General features: G+C 26.7%; 18 protein-coding genes. 4 read left to right on the forward strand and 14 right to left on the reverse strand.

What is annotated here, in order from left to right; all coding sequences use genetic code 11:
• Window positions 1-49: 49 nt before the first annotated feature.
• The 8 genes from ABGF45_RS01160 to glmU form a co-directional block, all read right to left on the reverse strand.
• Window positions 50-2,446: a hypothetical protein gene (locus ABGF45_RS01160; RefSeq protein ID WP_134743983.1), complete on the reverse strand. Its 2,397-nt coding sequence runs from the start codon at window positions 2,444-2,446 to the stop codon at window positions 50-52.
• Between the two features lie 11 nt (window positions 2,447-2,457).
• Window positions 2,458-4,503 carry an RND family transporter gene (locus ABGF45_RS01165; protein WP_134743984.1) on the reverse strand — a complete coding sequence of 682 codons (2,046 nt, stop codon included), beginning with the start codon at window positions 4,501-4,503 and terminating at the stop codon, window positions 2,458-2,460.
• Window positions 4,504-4,612: 109 nt separating this feature from the next.
• Window positions 4,613-4,891, reverse strand: coding sequence for an HU family DNA-binding protein (locus ABGF45_RS01170; protein ID WP_134712031.1), 279 nt, complete (start codon window positions 4,889-4,891; stop codon window positions 4,613-4,615).
• Window positions 4,892-4,997: 106 nt separating this feature from the next.
• The gene (locus tag ABGF45_RS01175; RefSeq protein ID WP_134743985.1) at window positions 4,998-5,984 is read right to left on the reverse strand and encodes a peptidylprolyl isomerase; all 987 of its coding nucleotides are present in this window, start codon (window positions 5,982-5,984) and stop codon (window positions 4,998-5,000) included.
• Window positions 5,971-9,447 (reverse strand): transcription-repair coupling factor, encoded by a 3,477-nt coding sequence (gene mfd, locus ABGF45_RS01180; protein ID WP_134743986.1) that lies wholly within the window; start codon window positions 9,445-9,447, stop codon window positions 5,971-5,973. The genes ABGF45_RS01175 and mfd overlap by 14 nt, the downstream gene beginning before the upstream one ends.
• 4 nt (window positions 9,448-9,451) lie before the next feature.
• A complete protein-coding gene (gene pth / locus ABGF45_RS01185) occupies window positions 9,452-10,024 on the reverse strand; it encodes an aminoacyl-tRNA hydrolase (RefSeq protein ID WP_134712028.1) in 573 nt (190 codons plus the stop codon).
• Entirely contained in the window at window positions 10,024-10,992 is a 969-nt protein-coding gene (locus ABGF45_RS01190) for a ribose-phosphate pyrophosphokinase (protein ID WP_134712027.1), read from the reverse strand. Before ABGF45_RS01190 ends, pth begins: the two co-directional genes overlap by 1 nt.
• A gap of 39 nt (window positions 10,993-11,031) precedes the next feature.
• Window positions 11,032-12,405, reverse strand: a complete 1,374-nt coding sequence (gene glmU / locus ABGF45_RS01195) for a bifunctional UDP-N-acetylglucosamine diphosphorylase/glucosamine-1-phosphate N-acetyltransferase GlmU (RefSeq protein ID WP_245151217.1) — start codon at window positions 12,403-12,405, stop codon at window positions 11,032-11,034.
• Between the two features lie 140 nt (window positions 12,406-12,545).
• Between glmU and murC the strand changes: the two genes are divergently transcribed.
• The gene (gene murC, locus ABGF45_RS01200; protein WP_134710574.1) at window positions 12,546-13,928 is read left to right on the forward strand and encodes a UDP-N-acetylmuramate--L-alanine ligase; all 1,383 of its coding nucleotides are present in this window, start codon (window positions 12,546-12,548) and stop codon (window positions 13,926-13,928) included.
• A 321-nt stretch (window positions 13,929-14,249) separates the two neighbouring features.
• Here the strand turns inward: murC and ABGF45_RS01205 are convergent, their stop codons facing one another.
• Window positions 14,250-14,954, reverse strand: coding sequence for a hypothetical protein (locus ABGF45_RS01205; RefSeq protein ID WP_134710572.1), 705 nt, complete (start codon window positions 14,952-14,954; stop codon window positions 14,250-14,252).
• Between the two features lie 113 nt (window positions 14,955-15,067).
• Between ABGF45_RS01205 and ABGF45_RS01210 the strand changes: the two genes are divergently transcribed.
• The 3 genes from ABGF45_RS01210 to uraA all read left to right on the forward strand — a co-directional run bounded on the left by ABGF45_RS01210 (window position 15,068) and on the right by uraA (window position 18,501).
• Window positions 15,068-16,252 (forward strand): glycosyltransferase, encoded by a 1,185-nt coding sequence (locus ABGF45_RS01210; RefSeq protein WP_134743987.1) that lies wholly within the window; start codon window positions 15,068-15,070, stop codon window positions 16,250-16,252.
• Window positions 16,249-17,001 carry an exodeoxyribonuclease III gene (locus tag ABGF45_RS01215; protein WP_134743988.1) on the forward strand — a complete coding sequence of 251 codons (753 nt, stop codon included), beginning with the start codon at window positions 16,249-16,251 and terminating at the stop codon, window positions 16,999-17,001. The genes ABGF45_RS01210 and ABGF45_RS01215 overlap by 4 nt, the downstream gene beginning before the upstream one ends.
• A gap of 234 nt (window positions 17,002-17,235) precedes the next feature.
• On the forward strand, window positions 17,236-18,501 hold the full coding sequence (gene uraA / locus ABGF45_RS01220) for a uracil permease (protein WP_134710566.1): 1,266 nt from the start codon (window positions 17,236-17,238) through the stop codon (window positions 18,499-18,501).
• A 154-nt stretch (window positions 18,502-18,655) separates the two neighbouring features.
• On the opposite strand, the gene ABGF45_RS01225 is transcribed toward uraA, so the two are convergent.
• From ABGF45_RS01225 to hpt, 5 genes are all read right to left on the reverse strand, one after another.
• Window positions 18,656-19,309: a trimeric intracellular cation channel family protein gene (locus tag ABGF45_RS01225; RefSeq protein WP_134710564.1), complete on the reverse strand. Its 654-nt coding sequence runs from the start codon at window positions 19,307-19,309 to the stop codon at window positions 18,656-18,658.
• A gap of 8 nt (window positions 19,310-19,317) precedes the next feature.
• Window positions 19,318-20,199: an Hsp33 family molecular chaperone HslO gene (hslO, locus tag ABGF45_RS01230; protein WP_134743989.1), complete on the reverse strand. Its 882-nt coding sequence runs from the start codon at window positions 20,197-20,199 to the stop codon at window positions 19,318-19,320.
• A gap of 122 nt (window positions 20,200-20,321) precedes the next feature.
• Window positions 20,322-20,525: a cold-shock protein gene (locus ABGF45_RS01235; RefSeq protein WP_134710560.1), complete on the reverse strand. Its 204-nt coding sequence runs from the start codon at window positions 20,523-20,525 to the stop codon at window positions 20,322-20,324.
• 75 nt (window positions 20,526-20,600) lie between these two features.
• Window positions 20,601-21,335, reverse strand: a complete 735-nt coding sequence (locus ABGF45_RS01240) for a class I SAM-dependent methyltransferase (protein WP_134710558.1) — start codon at window positions 21,333-21,335, stop codon at window positions 20,601-20,603.
• Window positions 21,335-21,865 (reverse strand): hypoxanthine phosphoribosyltransferase, encoded by a 531-nt coding sequence (gene hpt, locus ABGF45_RS01245; protein WP_134710556.1) that lies wholly within the window; start codon window positions 21,863-21,865, stop codon window positions 21,335-21,337. The genes ABGF45_RS01240 and hpt overlap by 1 nt, the downstream gene beginning before the upstream one ends.
• Window position 21,866 lies beyond the last annotated feature (1 nt).

Genomic DNA, 21,866 nt, shown 5'->3' on the forward strand with positions numbered 1-21,866 from the left:
CGGAAACTAAAAATATGGGCTGCTACGTATTTCGTAGCAGCCCATATTTTTACTTCCAAAATGTAATTATATCCCAAAGTTTTTCAAAAAATGTAGGAGTCTTTTCAATTATTTTTTCTTCATTTTTTAATGTCTTTTCAATAGCATTAGATACATAAACAAATTGTACCAATCTTAAGTTTTCATTTTTGTCATTTACAAAACTTTTTAGCTTAAAACCTTCTTTACTAAACAGTTTTAATTTCTCATCAATCTCTTTTTTAGCTTTTTCAGTCATACCATCAGTCATATTTTTTAATTTTGATGTGCCATTTTCAAATTCGCTAAGTCCATCTATAAATTGACTAAAACCGTTATTGTACTGTCCAAAACCATTGTAATATTGAAGCACTCCTGAAGAAAGCCTATTTAATCCTAATGATAAATCTGTCTCACCTTGTAAAATTTTATTATGATTTTCAACTAATAAATCCATACCAGTCTTTAATTGACTAACTTGTGATAAATCTTCTCCAAAATTTAATCTATCTAGTATACTTTTAATTACATCATTTAATTTTGAAGATCCATCTTTTAACCCTATTATTCCACTTAAAAGTTCTAAACCATTTGAATTTAATTTATTAATTCCATCACCAATTTCTTTACCTCCAGGAATTAATTTGTCGTTTATTCCATTAACTAATTCATTTGTTCCATTAGTATATTCAACTAAACCATTATGAAATTTTTGATATTGTGTCTTAAAACCAGCTAATTTTTTAAGTTTTTCTAATGACTTTACTTCATCAAATTCTATAAGTGCTTTTTTCAAAGGTAATAATTTTTTATTTAATTCAAAATTATATTCTTTTATAAGCATTACTAATTTATAAATCTGATCGTCAGTGATTATAATATTATTTATTGAATTACTTATTATACTAAATTTTTCCTTAAGCTTTTTAATAATATTTCCCAGTCTTATTGCTTCATCTAAAAGTTTTTTTACATCTTCATTTTCCTTATCTTTTATGTCTAACTTTTTAATTAAATGTTCTTTATCAGTAGAAATATTTTGTGCATCAAATTCTATAATCAAATTATTAATATCATCTTTTATTTTGTTTAATGATTTTTTCAAATCTTCAGATGATAAATTTTCAATTTTAGATTGAATATCCGTCCAAAAATTAAGTATTTCATTTATAATATTTTTTAAATTTTTCATATCATTTTCCGATAATTCATTTAAAAACTGTAATTTATCAAAAAATGACAACCCATCTAAAATTTGAGAAGAACCATCTACAAGTTTTTTCCCTCCATCAATTAATTTTTTAGATTCTAAACCCATAGTTTCTATTCCCATAATATATTTTTCAAATCCTAAATCTAACTTTGAAACCCCATTAGTATATTTAGTAATACCATCAGAATATTTCTTTAAGCCTTCATTTAATTGATTTGTGCCTTTGTACACTTCACCTAGCCCAAATTTCAATTGGTCCATACCAAAACCTAATTGTCCTATTTTTGTGACTAATTCATCTATTCCCTGTGAATATTTTTGTAATCCTCCATTAAATTGAAAGACTCCATCTTTTAATTGATTTTGTCCAATTTTAGTATTATCAATCCCTTTATATATTCCATAAAGAGAATTAAATAATAATTTACTGTTATTATTTAATTGATTTGCCCCACTTAATAGTCTAGTTGAACCATTTCCAATTTGAGATATAGCTCTTTCTAATTGATATAAATTATCAGTAAATTGATTAATATCAGGCATATCAAAATTCATATTAAAAGGTACAGCTGAAAATGTAAATGAATTCATTTGAAAATCAGTACTCTCAAGTTTTACTTCAAAATTTAATTCTTTTTCCGGCAAAACTGTATAATTTAACAGCTGTATTCCACCATTAAATGCAAATGTTGCATCTTTAGCCTCTTTTACTATTGTATGTTTTGAATCAATACTTAGTTGTAATTGTCCAATATAGTAACTAGAATAAAATTTATCAGCTTTTAGATTTTTCAATATGCTACCTTTTATAGTTATTAAACCCTTTTTTCCTAATATATCTTTTGTTGATAATTCTTTGTTATCTAAATAGTATTTTAATTGCACATTCCACGGTATTTCCTTATTAGGATTATCTCCTTGATAGAAAAATTTTCCCTTTTTTGTAGTAACTGTTATTTGATCCCCTACATTTTTGACTTCATCAAGTGTTGAAAGATTTTTAATGTTTTCATATTTACCAAAATCCGTTATTATCCCGTCTTTTTCTAAACTAAATCCATTTACAACATATACCCCCTTTTTTTCACCATTAGGAGAAACTGATATATAAACTATTTCATCTTTTTTCGTGTTATTTGCTGCATACAAATTTAATGGTACAGAAAAAAATACAACAAATGATAAAATTACTGATATAATTTTTTTAAAATTCATTTTACTCCTCCTCATTTCCTAAAATTAGCATTTAATGTTGTTTTTTCAATAATAAAATCAAAAAAATATAATAATATCGGTAGTAAAAATATTACTAATGTCAGTGAAAATATTCCTCCTCTTCCTAAAACTTTTCCAAGTTCACTTACAAGTCCAATTGATGATATCAATGATAATACATATCCTGAGGTAATAAGTATTAATGCCGGTGGAATTATTGAACCGTATACCTTTTGTCCAGCTTTAATTAATGATTCTTTCTTATTCATTTTTTTTCTATTTTCAAGATAGTTATTTGTATATAATATAGCATAATCAACAGTAGCTCCTAATTGTATAGATGAAATAACCAGATAACCTATAAAACTTAACTTTGTATTTGTAAAATATGGAATTGATAAATTTATCCATATTGATGCTTCTATAGTAAACACCAGTATAATTGGCAAAATTAAAGATTTAAAATTTATTAATATTACCATTGCAACTGAAACTATTGCGAGCAAATTTACTAAAGAATTATCTTTTTTTATTATTTTACTCATATCTTGCAAAACAACACTCTTTCCTAGAATTTCATAATTTGAATAATATTTATTTGCAATTTTTTTAATCTTATCGATAAAATTAAATGCTTTTTCACCTTCATTTTCACTTGTTGTATTAAGTATAATTCTTGAATAGTTTTTGCTTATCAAAGATTTTATTTGTACTTCAGGTGGTATTTTTAACGGAATAGCATTACCAACATATTCAGTATATGATTGTACATTCTTTATTAATTTCAATTCTTTTAATTCATCAATCATTTTTAATTCTTTAGAAATTTCACCATTAGGAACTAACAATACTATAGGTACATCTTTTCCAAAATATTTTTCTATACTTTTTTGATCTTTTCCCTCAATAGAATCTTCTCTATATTCACCCATACCATATGTAAAATCATTTTTTTGTTGTCCTACAAATGCTATTGGCACAATTAAAATAATAAAAATAATAATCCATTTTAAATTTAGTACAAATTTTGATAAACCTTTGAAATTTGGTAAAAAATCTCTATGTTGAGTTTTGTCAATTAATTTACTAAATAGTTTTATTAATGCTGGAAGTAAGAATATTACAGAAATTAGACTAAAAATTACACCCTTAGCTAAAACTAAACCTAAATCTATACCTATTCCAAACTTCATAAATACTAAAACAATAAATCCAAAAATTGTTGTAAGTGCAGATGAAATAACAGCTGATGAAGATTTTACTACTGCATTTTCTAAAGCAATATCAGCATCTTTAACTAAAGTTTTTTGATGCTTAAATTCATGTAATAAAAATACACCGTAATCTAAAGAAACAGCAAATTGCAGTATTCCACTAACTGCTTGAGTTATAAATGAAACCTCTCTTAAAAATATATTTGTTCCCATATTTATTATAATAGCTACACCAATTGCTATCATGATAATAATTGGCTCAAACCAAGATTTAACTGCTAACAATAATATTAAAAGTGATGCTGGTAACACAAAAAGTGTAATCTTTGAAATTTCATCTTTTGTTGAGTTTTGTGCTGCTGACTCAGAAACTAATTCTCCATCATATGATGTGTCGAATTTTAATAACGATTTAATTTTATCAAGAGATTCTTTAGAGTTGTTTGATTTCACTGAAACTTGTAACAATGCATTACCATCTTTATAGTATTTATCCAATAAATTTTTATCCATTAACTCAATTGGCTTAGATGTATTTTCAAATTTATCCAACCAAATAACTAATTTTACTTCCGGTAAATTAATTAACTTATTTTTATATTCTAAAACTTCCTTTACAGTTACATTTTTTAACATAACTCTTAGGTTTGGTATAGGCTCAACATATTCTTTAGTCATTTCATTCATTGATATAACAGAATTTGAGTTATTTGGTAAATATTTTGATAGTGAAAAATTTATTTTAACTCCCAAAGCCATAATTGCCATTACAATTGTAATAACAGAAAAAATTAATATAACAATTTTATTTTTTTTTATTAAAATTTTAGTTATTTTTTTCATATAAACTCCTAAAAATTAAAATTTTTTCACCCCTATATCTATATTATACCCTTTATTAAATATAAAAAAAGACATTGGATAAACCAATGTCAATTAATATATAAATAAATTATTTATTTACAACTTCTTTTAATGTTTTACCAGCTTTGAATACTGGAGCTTTTGAAGCTGGAATATGAATTTTTTCTTCAGGATTTCTTGGATTTCTTCCTTCTCTTTCTTTTCTTTCTCTAACTTCAAATGTACCAAAACCAACTAATTGTACTTTTTCTTGTTTCTTTAATGATTCTGTTACTGTTTCTAAAAATGCGTCTAATGCTTTTGTTGAATCAACTTTTGTTAATCCACTTTTTTCAGCAATTTTTGCTACTAAATCTGATTTATTCATTTTTTCCTCCTAATATTTCAGTCATATAAAACTGTACTTTAATTATAACATATAAAACTACAATATCAAGTGTTTTCAATACTTTTATTACTTTTTTTGTAATTTTTTAGTTTTTATTTTCAATTTTTTTACCATTAAAATCATAGAAATCTATTTTTGTAGATTTCACTTTTTGTTCTACATATTTATTATACTTTTGACCACTTAAAATATCATTTATTTTTTCTTTGTTTTTATCTAAACCTACATTATTTTTATTTACTACTATTACATGATAACCATATTTAGTTTTTACCGGTGCAGATACTTCATTATCTTTAAGCTTAAATGCTGCTTCTACAAAATCAGCTTCGAACGCTGCTTTAGTAACTTTTCCCAACTGTCCGCCTTTTGCATTAGCTGCTTTATCTTTTGAATTTTCATTTGATAATTTCTCAAAATCTTCACCTTTTTTTAGTTTTTTAGAAATTTCGTTAGCTTTTTTTTCATCATCTACTAAAATATGTTTAGCATCTACATTATCTAAAGAATTTTTATTTGCTTCATAATATTTTTTTATTTCATCATCTGTCGCTTTATTTTCTTTCTTAAAATTTTCTAAATGCTTTTTATTTGATAAACTATTTTTTATATTTTCTATAAAAGTATCCAATTTAATACCCAAAACACTCAAATATTTACCAAATTCTTTTTCACCACCTAAATTTTTAACATATAGATCTATTTCTTTTTTTACTTCATCATCTGAAACAGTAATATTTTTCGCTTTTAATTCATCTTTAATAATTTTATCTCTTACCAATAAATTTGATAATTCTCCAGTTAAATTTCTTTGCATTGCCAAAATTCCTGAATACAAATCATAATATTTATAAAAATTATCAAAAGTAACCTTTTGACCATTTATATCCATAAAAACATTTTTATTTTCTCTTAAATTTGTTATTTTTACTTTACTTAAATCTGAGCTTTTTACATCTTTAGTTTTTGATACATCAGATTTTTCACTTCCATTTTTCCCCGTTTTTGCTTGACATCCCGCAATAAACACAGTTGCTGCTAAAATTATACTTAATAATTTAATTTTTTTCATAATTTTCTCCTTTATTTATATTATTTATTAATTCAAATAGTTCTATTAATTTTATCATATATCCCTTTTCTTTAGGTATATATATGCTTGGACTATTTATTAAACTAAATCTCATAGTGCCTTTGTATGCTTGTGACAAAATTTTTAATTTTTCAAAATCAAAAACATCTAACTCAGTATACCTCATCATTACTTCAGAATCAACCTCTATTAATTCATCAATATTATTAGATAACATTAATGATCTAATATACGATATGTCAACAATGTTTTGAACAGGCTGAGGAATATCCCCAAATCTATCAGTTAACTCATCAATTATATTATAGTGATCTTGGGATGTTTCAATAAATGAAATTTTCTTATATATATTAATTTTTTCATTTTCATCTTTTATGTATTCAGACGGAATATATACATCAATATTTAAATCAATTTTTATTTGTCTATCAATATTTTTAACTTCAATACCCTTTATTTCGTCAATTGTTTCCTTAAGCATTCTTACATATAAGTCATAACCTACGGATTCTATGTGCCCACTTTGACTTTCTCCAAGTAAATTGCCTGCTCCTCTAAGTTCAAGATCTCTCATTGCAACTTTATAACCGCAACCCAATTCAGAAAAATCCTTTATAGCTTTAAGTCTTTTTTCTGCTATTTCAGTCATTATTTTACCTTGCTTATAAGTAAAATAGGCAAATGAATTTCTATCAGATCTACCAACTCTACCTTTCAATTGATATAACTGTGACAAACCCATCTTGTCAGCATTATATATTATAATTGTGTTTACATTATGTATATCCATACCGGTTTCAATAATAGTAGTCGTAAGTAAAATATCATATTTATTATTTGTAAAATCATCCAAAATATTTTCAAGTTCTCTTGTACTCATTTGTCCATGAGAAATCACAATACTAGCCTCAGGTACAATTTCTTTAAGCTTTTCATACATTTTATGTATAGTTTTAACTTCATTATATACAAAATACACTTGTCCATTTCTCGCCATTTCTCTTAAAATAGCTTCTCTGATATACTCTTCATCATATTCAATTACATAAGTATTTACAGGTAATCTATTTGCCGGATATTCATCTAATAATGATAAATCTCTAATACCGGACAAAGACATTTGAAGTGTTCTAGGAATAGGTGTAGCTGACAAAGTTAAAACATCAATATTTTCACTTATTTTTTTTATTTTTTCTTTATGCTTTACACCAAATCTTTGCTCCTCATCTACAATCAATAATCCTAAATTTTTAAACTCTACATTATCAGAAAGTATGGCATGTGTACCAACTATAAAATCGATATTTCCCTTTCTTAAATCTTCAAGCACTTTTTTCTTTTGTGCCGGTGTCTTAAATCTAGATAAATAATCTATATTTACAGGAAAATCTTCAAATCTGGACTTCATTGTATGAAAATGTTGATTTACAAGAATTGTTGTCGGTGCAAGCATTACAACTTGCTTACCATCCATAACAGCCTTAAATGCAGCTCTTAATGCAACCTCTGTTTTACCATACCCTACATCACCACATAATAATCTATCCATTACTTTATCAGATTCCATATCTTCTTTAATCTCTGAAATTGATCTTAATTGTGCATCAGTTTCTTGATATGGAAAGGAATCCTCAAACTCTCTTTGCCATGGAGTATCTTTAGAGTATTCAAAGCCCTTAATTTCAGCTCTTTTCGCATACAATTTTACTAAATCTTCCGCAATTGCTTCAATAGCTTTTTTTGCTTTATTTTTAGCTTTTTTCCAATCTGTTCCTCCCAATTTTGAAAGTGCCGGCTTTTTATCACCATTACCAACAAATTTAGAAACCATACTCATATCTGTAGTTGGAATAAATAATTTTGCATCATCCTTAAAATGCAATTCGATATAATCACTTCTTATATTATTTATCTCTATATTTTTTATCCCAACAAATTTACCAATACCATAATTATCATGAACTAATAAATCTCCATGGACTAAATCGGAATAGTTTATAATATCCTTGTTTTTTACAGTCTTTGATTTTTGTTTTTTTACTTTCCTGAAAATTTGTGAATACGCTATAAATTTTTCTTTTTCTTCAAAATAATCAAATCCACTTTCTAAATAACCAATAATTATTTTAATTTTTTTATTTGATATTTTTATATTTTCAATAATATCTGAATTCAAGTCAAATTCAGATAATTTAATCTTTAAACTATTAGCATCATCAATATTTGGTGTAAATATTTTTATTGTATATCCATTTGATAATGAAAATTTTAAGTCATGAATAAAATCATCAAAATGCCCATGATATGACTGATTTTGTCTTACCTTAAATTCTATTATTTTATCAGGTTGAAGATTTCCGATATTTTTTAATAAACCTGAAATATTTATAATTTTATAATTTTTTAATTTATTTTCAATATAAGATAAGGTATAGAAAATATTTTGGTGTTTATATAAAAGTTCACCCCTTTCAATTCTTGACTGAATATCTTCAATTCTAAACTTTTCTGATTTCCTAAAATTATTATTAATATAAGTGTAATCATTCAATAAAATTAAATAATTGTCTGATATATAATCAAAAAGATCGCCACTTTTATCATTCATATACGGTATAATTAAATCAATATTATCTATATCATGTTGGTATTCAAGTTGTTCCTTTATTTTTTCAAATTTAGCATTTACTTTTTGTGAAATTTCAATGTCAAAGTTCTTATTTGTTTTTTGAAGATCTTTATCTATTTCTTTTATAATTTTATCTATATCATCAATATCAAAGTAATTTTCCTGAATAGGATATATTGTAAAATTTTCAATATCTTTTATAGACATTTGAGTATTTACATTAAATTTTCTAATAGAATCAACATCAACATCAAATAATTCTAATCTTGTTGGATATTCATCAGAAATTTGAAATATATCTATTATATCCCCTCTAATTGCAAATTCGCCTTTTGACTGAATAATATTTCTTCTTTTATATCCTAATTTAATTAATCTTTTTGATAATTCATTAATATCAACTTCAGAATTAATAGTTATTTCAAAACTATTTTTTATAAAATTCTCTTTAGAATATACTTTTCTAGTCACAGCTGATATGCTTGAAACGATAATTTTTTTTTCTCCATTAACTAAATTTATAATCGTTTTAAGCCTAAATGCTTTATTTGTATAATCCAAATCTTCAATATTTTGATAATTTAATTCTATATCAGGAAAATAGTCTACTTTAAGATTGTTGTTTTGCAAATTTTCAAAAAGTTTTCTAGCGATTACATCATTTTCACACAGCACAAAAACAGGTCTATTTGAGTTATTACTTAACTCATAAATAAAATGACCTGTAGATTGTTCTATTATTCCATAAGAATATATTAAATTGTAATTTTCATTAATAGCCTTAAATAGGCTATCATAAGCTTTTTCTATCATACTTTTATTCCACTATAATTGGATTGTACTTATTCATAGATGAATCTATATCTTTTTCAATTATTTCTAATATAGCATCTCTTGCAATTTCAATCTCTTTAGAAATAACTTTTTGCTCAGATGTACTAAATTTAGATAAAATAAAATCAGCCAAATCCATATATGAAGGTTTTTGATTTACAGCCACTTTTATCCTTGGAAAATCTGTTTTTCCAGTTCTTTGAACTATAGATTTTAGACCATTATGAGTACCTGCCGAACCATTCTTTCTTATTCTTACTGTACCAAATTTTATATCAATATCATCAACAATGACTATTACATTTTTTATATCAATTCCAAAATAATCTATGAACGGTTGAACTGAATCACCAGAGGCATTCATATACGTCTCTGGTTTCAGTAAAATTATTTTTTCATTTTTATAATTAGTCTTTGTGAAAATTCCCTTAAATTTTAACTTATCTAATTCAACCCCCAAATATTTTGCTAAAGAATCTATAACAGCATATCCCACATTGTGTCTTGTACCATCATATTTTCTTCCGGGATTTCCTAATCCAACAATTAAATACATTACTTCTTTTCTTTCATAATATCAGAAACAGATTTGTATGTAGCAATTGCTTTAATTGTTTCTGTTAACATAGGTGCCATTGATAAAATAGTTATATTTTCGATATCTTCAAGTTCGGGATGATCTATTGTATCAGTAATAACACATTGCTTTACACATGAATTTTTAATTCTATCAATTGCGGGTCCTGATAATACACCATGTGATGCTGTGATATATACTTCCTCAGCTCCTTCTTTTTTCAATGTTTCAGATGCGTTAACAATTGTACCGGCTGTATCAATCATATCATCAACTATAATACAATTTTTTCCCTTAAACTCACCTATTACATTTAAGATTTCTGATTCATTTGGTCTTGGTCTTGATTTTTCAATAATAGCAATTGGTAACCCAAGTACATCAGCTAATCTACGAGCTCTTGTAACTCCACCTAAATCAGGAGAAACAACTGTCCAATTATCTTTTCCACTTTCTGCTATTACTTTTTCAAAATATTCAGCAATAACCGGTCTAGCTGTTAAATGATCAAGAGGGATATTAAAAAATCCTTGAATTTGATCAGCATGTAAGTCAACACATACAACTCTATCTGCTCCGGCAGCTTGAATTAAATCTGTAACTAATTTAGCTGTTATAGGCTCTCTTCCTGATGATTTTCTATCTTGTCTGGCATAACCATAATATGGCATAACTAAGTTTATTTTATGAGCTGAAGCTCTTTTCAATGCATCAATAATTATTAATGCTTCCATCAAATTATCGTTTACAGGTTTTGAAGTTGGCTGAATTAGAAATACATCCCTACCTCTTACAATTTCATTTATTTTAACAGCAATTTCACCATCAGCAAAATGACTGATATGTAAATTTCCTAAAGGTAACCCTAATTCTTTAGAAATTTTTTCTGCAAGTGGTCTATTTGATGTACCACTAAATAATTTAACTTCATTTTCTGAAATAAGCATTTTTCCTCCAATATATTTCATTAATAATTCTTAAATTTTTTATTTTTCAAATTTTCTTTTATAATATCCATCTATATTTTTTTGTTCAGCTCTTTCTATTGATAATTGTCCTGCTTTTACTTCTCTTGTTATTGTTGATCCTGCAGCTAAAAATGCTTTTTCTTCAATGTTAACCGGAGAAACTATATTTACATTTGATCCAATAAATGCACTATCTCCAACAGTTGATCTAAATTTGTTTTTGCCATCATAATTTGCAAAAATAACTCCACAACTCACATTTATATTTTTACCTAAATCAGCATCCCCTATATAAGTTAAATGTCCAGCTTTTGTCCCCTCTCCAACAACAGCATTTTTCACTTCAACAAAGTTTCCGATATGAACTCTTTCTTTTAAGTGTGCTTTTGGTCTTAATCTTGAAAATGGTCCTACATCAGCACCTTTTTCTACAATGGCTTTTTCAATAACTGAAGATAAAATTTTTACATCATCAGCTATTTTTGAGTCTTCAATTCTGGAATTCATTCCTATTAAACAATTTTCTCCAATTATTGTGTCACCTAAAATTTTAACATTTGATTCAATAACCGTATCTCGTCCAATTCTAATACCTTTCTGAATTGTAATTGTTTCAGGATTTTCTAAAATAACTCCATTTAACATATATTCTTCATTTATACGCCTTCTCATTATCTTTTCTACTTCAGATAATTGGATTTTAGTATTTATACCTTTTATTTCTTCAGTATCCTTTACCTTAAATGTTGAAATATTTAATTTTTCTTTTTTTAGAATCTCAAAAACATCAGTTAAATATAATTCTTTTTGAGAATTATTTGTATCTAGTTTATTTAATGCGTATCTTAGCTTATCTCCATTAAATAAATAAATTCCCGAATTAATTTCATTAATTAAAATTTCATTATCGTTAGCATCTTTATGTTCTACAATTTTCAATAATTTACCATTTTTATCAGTAACTATTCTACCATATCCAAATGGATTTTCAAAAATAGCAGTTAAAACTGTCGCATCATTTTTTGATTCATTATGAAAATCAATTAAATTTCGTATAGTTTCCGATTTAATCAAAGGTGCATCACCTGAAAGAACTAATATATTATCTCCTTCATTGATATATTGCTCTGCTAATTTAACTGCATATCCCGTACCATATGGATAGTTTTCTCCAATGTATTGTCTTACATATTTTACACTATCTCCAAAAATTTCTTTAGCAGCATCTTCATTATTTCCTACAATAACTATTATATCGTCTATCCCTGCTTCTTGAGACGACTCAATAACATAAGATAATAATGTTTTATTGCATAACTTATGAAGCACTTTTGAAATATTTGATTTCATTCTCGTACCTTCACCAGCTGCCATTATTATGACTTTATCCATAATACTCCTCTTAAATTTTTTTTGCAATTTCTAATAACTCTATTATACACAATATTTATCATAATTAAAATTAAATATACATAAAATTTTTAAATAAATAACAAATATGCTATAATTAAATAATTGAAAGAAGGGATATTATGTTTAATTTTAATTTAGAAGAAAAAAAATATAAAAAAATACATTTTATCGGAATTGGTGGAGTAAGTATGAGTGGTATAGCTCTACTTCTAAAAATAAAAGGTTATGATATAAGTGGTTCTGATAGAGATAATTCCGATTATTTAAAGACTTTAAGAGAAAATAATATTAAAATTTTCATTGGACAAAAAAAAGAAAATATAACTAACCAAGATTTATTCATATATACTGATGCAATTCCTCAATATAATGAAGAACTTATCGCTGCAAAAAATACCGGTAAAGAAGTCATTTCCAGAGGTGTATTTTTAGGTGCGTTGATGCGTAACTATAAAAGATCAATTGCAATTTCAGGATCTCATGGAAAATCTACAACAACATCTATGATTGCAAAAATCCTTGTAAATTCAGATAACGATGCGTCAATTTTGTTGGGTGGCATACTAGATGAAATTGAAGGAAATGTAAAAATTGGAAATAGTGATATTTTACTTTCAGAAGCGTGTGAATTTAAAGGAAATATTTTAAATTATTACCCATCAACTGTTGTAATTTTAAATATAGATGAAGACCATTTGGACTACTATAAAGATTTAAATCATATTGTAGAAACATTTATCGGATATATGAAAAACCTAGACGAAAATTCTAAAGCAATTATAAATATAGATGATGAAAATACACATAGACTTCTAGAACACGTGAAAGGACAGGTAATTACTTTTGGTCTACACAATAAATCAGCTGATTATTATTTAGAACACGTTGAATACAATGAGATTGGTCATTCCAAATTTAAACTAAATATGAAAGATGGTTCAATTGAAGAATTTGAACTTAATGTTTCCGGGATTCATAATATTTACAACGCAATCGCCGCCATAATAGCTTCATATGAAAACAATGTAAAACTTTCAGACGTTAAAGATGGTATAAAAAAATATAAATCACTTCATAGAAGAATGGAAACCATTGGGACATACAATGGAGCTATTATCATGACTGATTACGGTCACCATCCGGTCGAAATCCAAACAACACTAAAAACAATAGATGCATTCTCTGAAAAAAATATAATTACAGTTTTTCAACCGCATACTTTTTCAAGAACTAAAGCACTATTAGATGAATTTGCCGATTCATTCTATAATTCAAAAGAAGTAATCGTCACAGATATATTCCCGGCTAGAGAAGAATTTGACCCAACAATACATTCAAAAGATTTAGTCGAAAAATTATTGAAAAATGGTGTTAACGCAAAATATATTCCGGATTTTGAATCTGCGAAAGAATATTTACAATCAGAAATAACTGATAATGATTTAGTTTTAACAACAGGTTGTGGTAATCCTCACGTTTTAGCAAAGATGTTAGTAAAATAAACATATTTATATTACTGAACATATACAAATATTAATAAAAAATAAAGAGACACTCACTTAGAACAAGTATTCTCGGGCACCTTTTTGGTTTAAAGATATATCTAAGTGCTGCTCTTTATTTTTTTATATAAACTACTCCCTATAAGCTTGACACATAAAATTACATTTTAACAGCATATATTAAATGGTTATACCCAAAATTATACAGTCAAAAGCAATCAATTTTTCGTTTAAGCAAAATGAGTTACAATAATTGAATTTTCATTTTAAAAGCAATCAATTTTTCGTTTATACAAAATAAGTATAATAGAAAATATCTTATTATCGTTTAATTATCTTAAATAAAAATTCAGTTTCGGATTCAGGTTTAATTTCACATAATTCTTTATCGTCTGCTAAAGCTTGAAAATTAAATGTTGGTTCTACACATAAGTATTTATCAGTTCCATTTGTCCATAAAACATATTTTGAAAGTTTTTTATCTTCAAATACTATTTCATAATTTGATGTTTTTAAGGTATTAACTTTACCATAAAATATAGTGTTTTGTAATTTTTCTAAATTAAAATCAAATTTTTCCCCGTTAATGTAAATTTCATTTTCGGATTCATACTTAAAATATGGATGAAATGCAGGACTTACAAATAAGGATTCTTTTCCGATATTTTTAACTACTAATCTGATTTCTAAAAAATTATCCAAAAGTATATACTCCATTGTAGAAATTAAATTTTCCCATTGTTTTATATTTTTTACCAATTGAAGTTTTAAATAATTTTCTCTTAATTCTACTACTTCCCATTCCGAGCTTCTTCCAAAACCATGTCTATCCATTCCTACTTTATCACTTGCTCCAAAATGTGGTAAACAAACGTGTGACCCGCCTCTAATTTTTTTATCATTTCCTTCCAAAATTTCTTGCTTTGGAAATATGATATCTATTTCATCAAATTTTAATAGATTTAGATATGAACCAAACGTGTCAATTTCAGCAATATTAAAGTTATTTTTGATTTCTAAAATCATATTATTTCTCCTAAATGTTTTTATTTTATTATATACTACAATGTTACAAAATAGAAATATAATTCGCTAATTGCAATTATGTGATATAATCTAAATTAAACATGGAGGTATGTATGAAAATAGCAATTTTCACAGAAACTTATCCACCGTATATAAACGGTGTGGCAACACAAACGAAAATCTTAAAAGACACATACGAAAAATTGGGGCACGAAGTAATGGTAATTACCGTAGGTTCAGAAAAACAAACTAAAATTGAATTTAAGGATAATGTTGTTTATGTACCAGGTATTATGCTAAAGAAAATATATAATTATAGAATTGCATTACCTATACATTTTTCAAGAATAAAAATAGCTAAAGAATTTAAGCCGGATGTAGTCCATATTCAAAATGAATTCGCAATTGGAGCTACTGGTTTAAGAGTTGCAGAAAAGCTCAATATTCCTGCAATTTATACTTTACATACAGAATATGACAGATTTTTATTCTACGTTGGATTAAAATATTTTGAAGAATTTTCAAAAAAAATATCTGATAAGTATTTTAGAAAATTTTATAAAAAAGCTGACGTTGTTACGAGTCCATCTCCTAAAGCTCAATGCTATATGGATAGACAAGGTATTAACAAAAAAGTAGTAGTTATTGATAATGCAGTAGAGTTTGAGAATTTTAGGGAAACTGAAGAAACAAAGAATTTTAGAGTAAAATTTAGAGAAAAATATAATCTAAATGATGATGCAAAAGCATTTGTATTTGTAGGTAGAATTGGTGATGAAAAAAATATTAAGGAATTAATAAATAATTGGATAAAATCTGATTTCCCGGAAGAAAAAGCTAAATTATTTATCATTGGTAATGGACCACAATTTGAAGAAATACAAAAACAAATTATAAAAAATAATTTTGAAAATAAAATTATTTTAGTTGGTTCGGTGCCAAATACTGAAATTTCTAAATATTTGCATGCAATGGATTACTATACAACAGCTTCACTTTCAGAGATGCACTCAATTTCAATGCTTGAGGCAATGGCCTGTGGACTACCTGCAATTATTAAACTTGATAAACCTAATAAAGATCAAATAAAAAAAGGTATTAATGGGTATCAATGGGATAGCTATGAAGATTTCAATAAAATTTTTAACAAAATTTTAAGTTTAAGTAATGAAGAAGCTGAAAAATTAAAACAAAATGTGTTAAAATATTCTATAGAAAATGATCATTTAAATCAGGCTAAGATATTATTAGATATATATCAAAAAGCTATTGAAAAAAAACGTAAGGAGAATAAATGAAGTTAATTTCATGGAATGTTAATGGACTGAGAGCTGTTATGAACAAAGGATTTATGGATTATGTAAATCAAGAAAATCCAGATATTCTTTGTTTGCAGGAAATAAAAATGTCTGAAGGTAAATTAAAACTGGACCTACCAGAATATTTTGAATACTACAACTATGCAGAAAAAAAAGGATATTCCGGTACAGCAATATTCACAAAAGAAAAACCTTTAAGTGAATCATATGGTATAGGTATCGAAGAACACGATAAAGAGGGTAGAGTTATCACTTTAGAATTTGAGGATTTTTATATGGTAACCTGTTACACACCAAATTCAAAAAGAGGATTACTCAGATTAGATTACAGACAAAAATGGGAAGATGATTTTAGGGAATATTTATTAAATCTTAACAAAACTAAACCCGTTATTTTATGCGGTGATTTAAATGTTGCTCATAAAGAAATCGACCTTGCAAATCCAAAATCTAATCGTAAAAATGCCGGTTTTACAGATGAGGAAAGAAATAAATTTACCGAATTGTTAAATGCAGGATTCATCGACACATATAGATATTTTTATCCTGATATTACTGATATGTACACATGGTGGTCATATATCACAAAGGCAAGAGAGAGAAATATCGGTTGGAGAATTGACTACTTTGTAGTAAGTAAGGATTTTGAAGATAGACTACTAGATGCAAGTATTCATATGGAGCAATTAGGATCAGACCACTGCCCTGTTGTCTTATATTTAAAATAATTTAATTTACGAGCTATTGCAAAATAATTAATAATATTATTTTGTAATAGCTTTTTTACATTGAAATTTCAGATATACCCTTCAAAAAGTGAAAATCATAAAAAGAAATGAAAAATATGACAATACCACCAATTCTTATTACTAAAATATAAATTTAAGAGACCGTTCAAAAATATATTGACATTTATTTTAATCTATAGTAAAGTTATTCACAGTGAAATTTTAGGAGGATATATGAAAAACAAGAAACACATTTATCAAATCGAAGAAAAAGTTCCTGGAAAATTATTATTACCACTTTCATTACAACATACATTTGCAATGTTTGGAGCGTCTATTTTAGTTCCTATTATTTTTGGTATTAATCCAGGTATTGTTTTATTGATGAATGGGATTGGTACTTTATTATTTATTTTAATAACAAAGAAAAAAGCACCTGCTTATTTAGGTTCAAGTTTTGCATTTTTAGCACCCGGTACTGCTATTATTGCTAAACAAGGATTTGAATATGCTCAAGGTGCTTTTATTGTAGTTGGACTTTTGGGCTGTTTATTAGCATTTGTTATATATAAATTCGGGACAAAATGGATAGACATAGTCCTACCCCCTGCTGCAATGGGAGCTGTTGTAGCTTTAATAGGATTTGAGCTTGCCGGAAACACTGTTACAGGTGGTGCTATCGGAGCAAATCTAATGACTGAAACGGCAAAACACGCTGATTGGATTGTATTTTTAGTTACACTTTTGACTGCGATAATAGGCTCGGTAGTATTTAGAGGATTTTTCTCAACTATTCCTATCTTAATATCAATAATTGTCGGTTATATCACAGCTATATTTTTCAATATGGTTGATTTTACACCAGTTTTAGAAGCAAAATTATTTACAATACCAAACTTCCAATTAGCTAAATTTTCATGGGAATCAATAGTTGCAATGATTCCGGTACTTTTAGTTATAACTTCTGAACACATTTCACATCAAGTTGTAACTTCAAATATTGTTGGAAAAGATTTAGTTAAAGAACCCGGTTTACATAGGTCAATTTTTGCCGACAACTTTTCATCAGCATTGTCCGGTTTAGTTGGAGGTGTACCGACTACAACATATGGTGAAAATATCGGTGTTATGGCTATCACAGGAGTTTATTCAGTACAAGTAATCGCAGGAGCAGCTGTAATTTCAATTTTAATGGCATTTTTCGGTCCATTAGCAGCACTAATAAAAACCATCCCCGGAAATGTAATTGGTGGGGTAACATTCTTACTATATGGAATGATAGGTACATCAGGAATAAGATTGTTAGTAGATCAAAAGATTGACTACTCAAAAAGCTTAAATCTTGTACTTACATCAGTTGTATTTATTTCAGGCTTATCCGGATTATCAGTACAATTCGGTTCAATAAAATTAAGCGGGATGGTATTAGCATCAGTATCAGCAGTTGTTTTAAGTGGATTTTTTGCAGTATTAAAAAAATTAAAATTGACAAATAACTAAAAATAATCAAATAAATTATTAGATGTTTTTGAATATCAATAAAGAAATAAAAAAAATTAAATATTCACAGATTAAGTTAAAATAAAAAAATTGCTTGGGCATATCCACAGCTCTTAAATGAGCAAGGACTAATGGCGTCGGCAATTTTTTTAATTTAATCTATTATTCTTGTAGCTTTTGGAAGATTCCATTTTTTCTTATATGCAAATACTCTAATAATAACAATGATAATTATACATACAGGAATTGAAATAACATCGTGAATTATTGTTTGCCATTGTAGTTGATGAAATACAAAACCGCCGGCAATACTTGCGGAAGCATAGACATGTCTATCCATAATATATGGAACATTATCTGTAAGTAAATCTCTTATTACCCCTCCACCTACACCTGATATAAGTCCAACAAAAATATAAAGAATTGCACTATATTCATAACTAACAGAATAAGCTATTTGCATACCTGTAACAGTGAATACTCCTAATCCTACAGCATCTGTATACACTAATGCATCTTCAAAAACTTTATGAACTGTTCTTTTATTAACCTTATCATTAAATAAAGCAACAACAAATACTATAACTGATGTAATTATTGAAATATATATATTTAATCCACTTCTAAATGATAAGGGAGGATTTATTCCCAGTATCAAATCTCTAATAACTCCTCCACCTGTTGCTGTTACAATACCTAATATAACAACACCCAAAAAGTCCATCCTGTTTTTAATGCCCTCTAGAGCACCTGAAATAGCAAAAGCTACTATCCCTATCAATTCAATATAAAAAATATAATTTTGCATTTATTTTCCTATTTACTTTCTTTAATTAAATTTTCTAAATTTTCTCTATCAAATACATATTTAGTTTTACAAAAATCACATATTACTTCAGCTTGTCCATCTTCATCCAATAAGTGTTGTAGGTCTTTTTTTCCAATTGATATCAATCCTTTCTCAATTCGCTCTCTCGAGCAGTCACAATTATATGTTAATTTTTGTTTTTCGATAATTTCAGGTTTTATTTCTGAAAAATACTTTTCTAAAATTTCTTCCGGTGTTAAGCCGTTATCTATCATTTTAGAAACCGGATCCAGATTTGAAGCAATTTTTTCTAAAATAGTTAATTCCTCATCTTTAATTCCCGGTAATACTTGTACAAAAATACCACCGGCAGCTCTAATAGATAAATCCGTATCCACTAAAACTCCCAACGAAACAATTGAAGGTGTTTGTTCGGAATAAAAATAATAATTAGCAATATCTTCTGCAATTTCTCCAGTAACAATATTTGACAATCCGGTATATGGTTCTTTTAATCCATAATCTCTAATTACAGCTAAATTACCATCTTTACCTACAAAAGCACTTACATCAAGCTTCCCGGGATATTTTGAAGGTGCATCCGCTTCAGGATTTGTAGCTGTTACTTTAACTTCACCTTTTGTATTTGAAACGGCAATAAGTTTACCACCTACTCCACCACCATCAAATCTTATAGTTAATTTTTCATTATCATTTTTTGTAGTAACTCCCATTATAAGAGAAATGGTTGCTAATCTACCCAATGCTGCACTTCCTGTTGCTGAACTTTGATGAACCCTTCTTATTTCTCTAACAATTTCAGTTGTATCAGCAATAAAAATTCTCACTGATTTATTTTTATCTATAGCCCTAATTAAATAATTTTTCATAAAATACCTCACGTTACTTAATACATATATTATACCTAATTTTAAAAATATAAAAAAGAGATTGAAATTAATTTCAATCTCTAAAATGTTCAATTCAAATATTATTTAAGAATTGTTTACTACTATAGTTTAACTACATTTGCAGCTTGAGGTCCTTTTTCACCTTCAATAACTTCAAATTCAACTTCTTGTCCATCTTTTAATGTTCTGAATTCACCATTATCTTCTAAAGCTGTAAAGTGCACAAATACATCATTTCCTTCTTCTGTAGTAATATATCCATATCCTTTTTTAGCGTTAAACCATTTAACTGTACCTTTTACCATTTTTATCCTCCCAAATTTATAGTGAAATTATTTTCACTATGCCTATATAATATCACAAAATAATATATATTCAAATTATTTTTTCGCAGAGAATAAAATTCTTTGAGTATTATTTTCCTTAAACACTCCTCCATCTTCATCTATGTAATCAATTTCACGAAATCCAACAGTCTTTAATTTTTCTACAATAAATTCAATTGAATAATACTTCTCAACTTGCATTTCTTCAACTCTCTCATAAAGTCCATCTTTATTTTTAACAAAAAAGTTTAAATAAAAATTAACTTTATCTCCTACGAGTCTATTTTCCCAAGTATAGAAAATATTTTTTCTTTCATAGATATATTGATTATTTCCCAACACTTCCAATAGTTTATACCTACTATTTAAATCAAAAATAAATACACCATTTTCATTTAACCCATCATAAATATTTTTAAAAAGTTTTTCTAACTTAGCTTCATCAGTAATATAATTTATTACATCTAGAAGAGTTATAATCGCATCATGCTTAAATGATTTATAATCAAATTTGTACATATCTTGTAAAATTATCGTTACATTCTCTTTGTCCGATAATTTTACAAAAGAGTGGTTTAACATCTCAATAGAATTATCAAATGCTAAGATATTATAATCTTTATTTTTTGATAATTCTTGAGTTAAATTTCCCGTTCCACATCCTATTTCTAGGATATTTCCTTTATTTACATTATATTTATTTAATATTTCAAAAATATTGTTTGCATATTTTTCATAATCAATATCAAATACTAATTCATCATAAAAATCTGAAAATCTATTATACATTATTCTTCACTATTTACAAATGCAAAAATATATGGGCAATTTCTATAGAAGTCACCATAATTTAGTCCGTACCCTACTACAAATAAGTCTTCAATTTCTTGCCCAATAAAGTCGGGATAAATTTCAACTCTTCTTCTTTCAGGTTTATCTAAAAATACGGCTGTTTTAATAGATTTTGGATTTTTTTCTTTAATATGATTTACTATAGCATTAAGTGTTATACCCGAATCACATATATCATCAATTATTAAAACATTTTTTCCTTCCAAATCAAATCTTACATCATTAATAATATCTACTCTACCTGAAGTTTCTTCATTGTCACCATAACTTGATGTAGTCATAAATTCTACAACTGTTGGAGTTTCTATTTTTCTAACTAAATCAGCTGCAAATACAAAACTCCCTCTTAATAAAGAAATTGCATAAATTGGTTCATTGCCGTAAGCTTCTGTAATTTCTTTTCCCATTCTTTTTACAGTTTCTTGAATTTGCTCTTCACTAAATAATACAACTTTTTTTCTATTCATA

Origin of the sequence: Helcococcus sp. KG196 (genome assembly GCF_046035495.1) — a bacterium.
Lineage (GTDB): Bacteria > Bacillota > Clostridia > Tissierellales > Peptoniphilaceae > Helcococcus > Helcococcus ovis.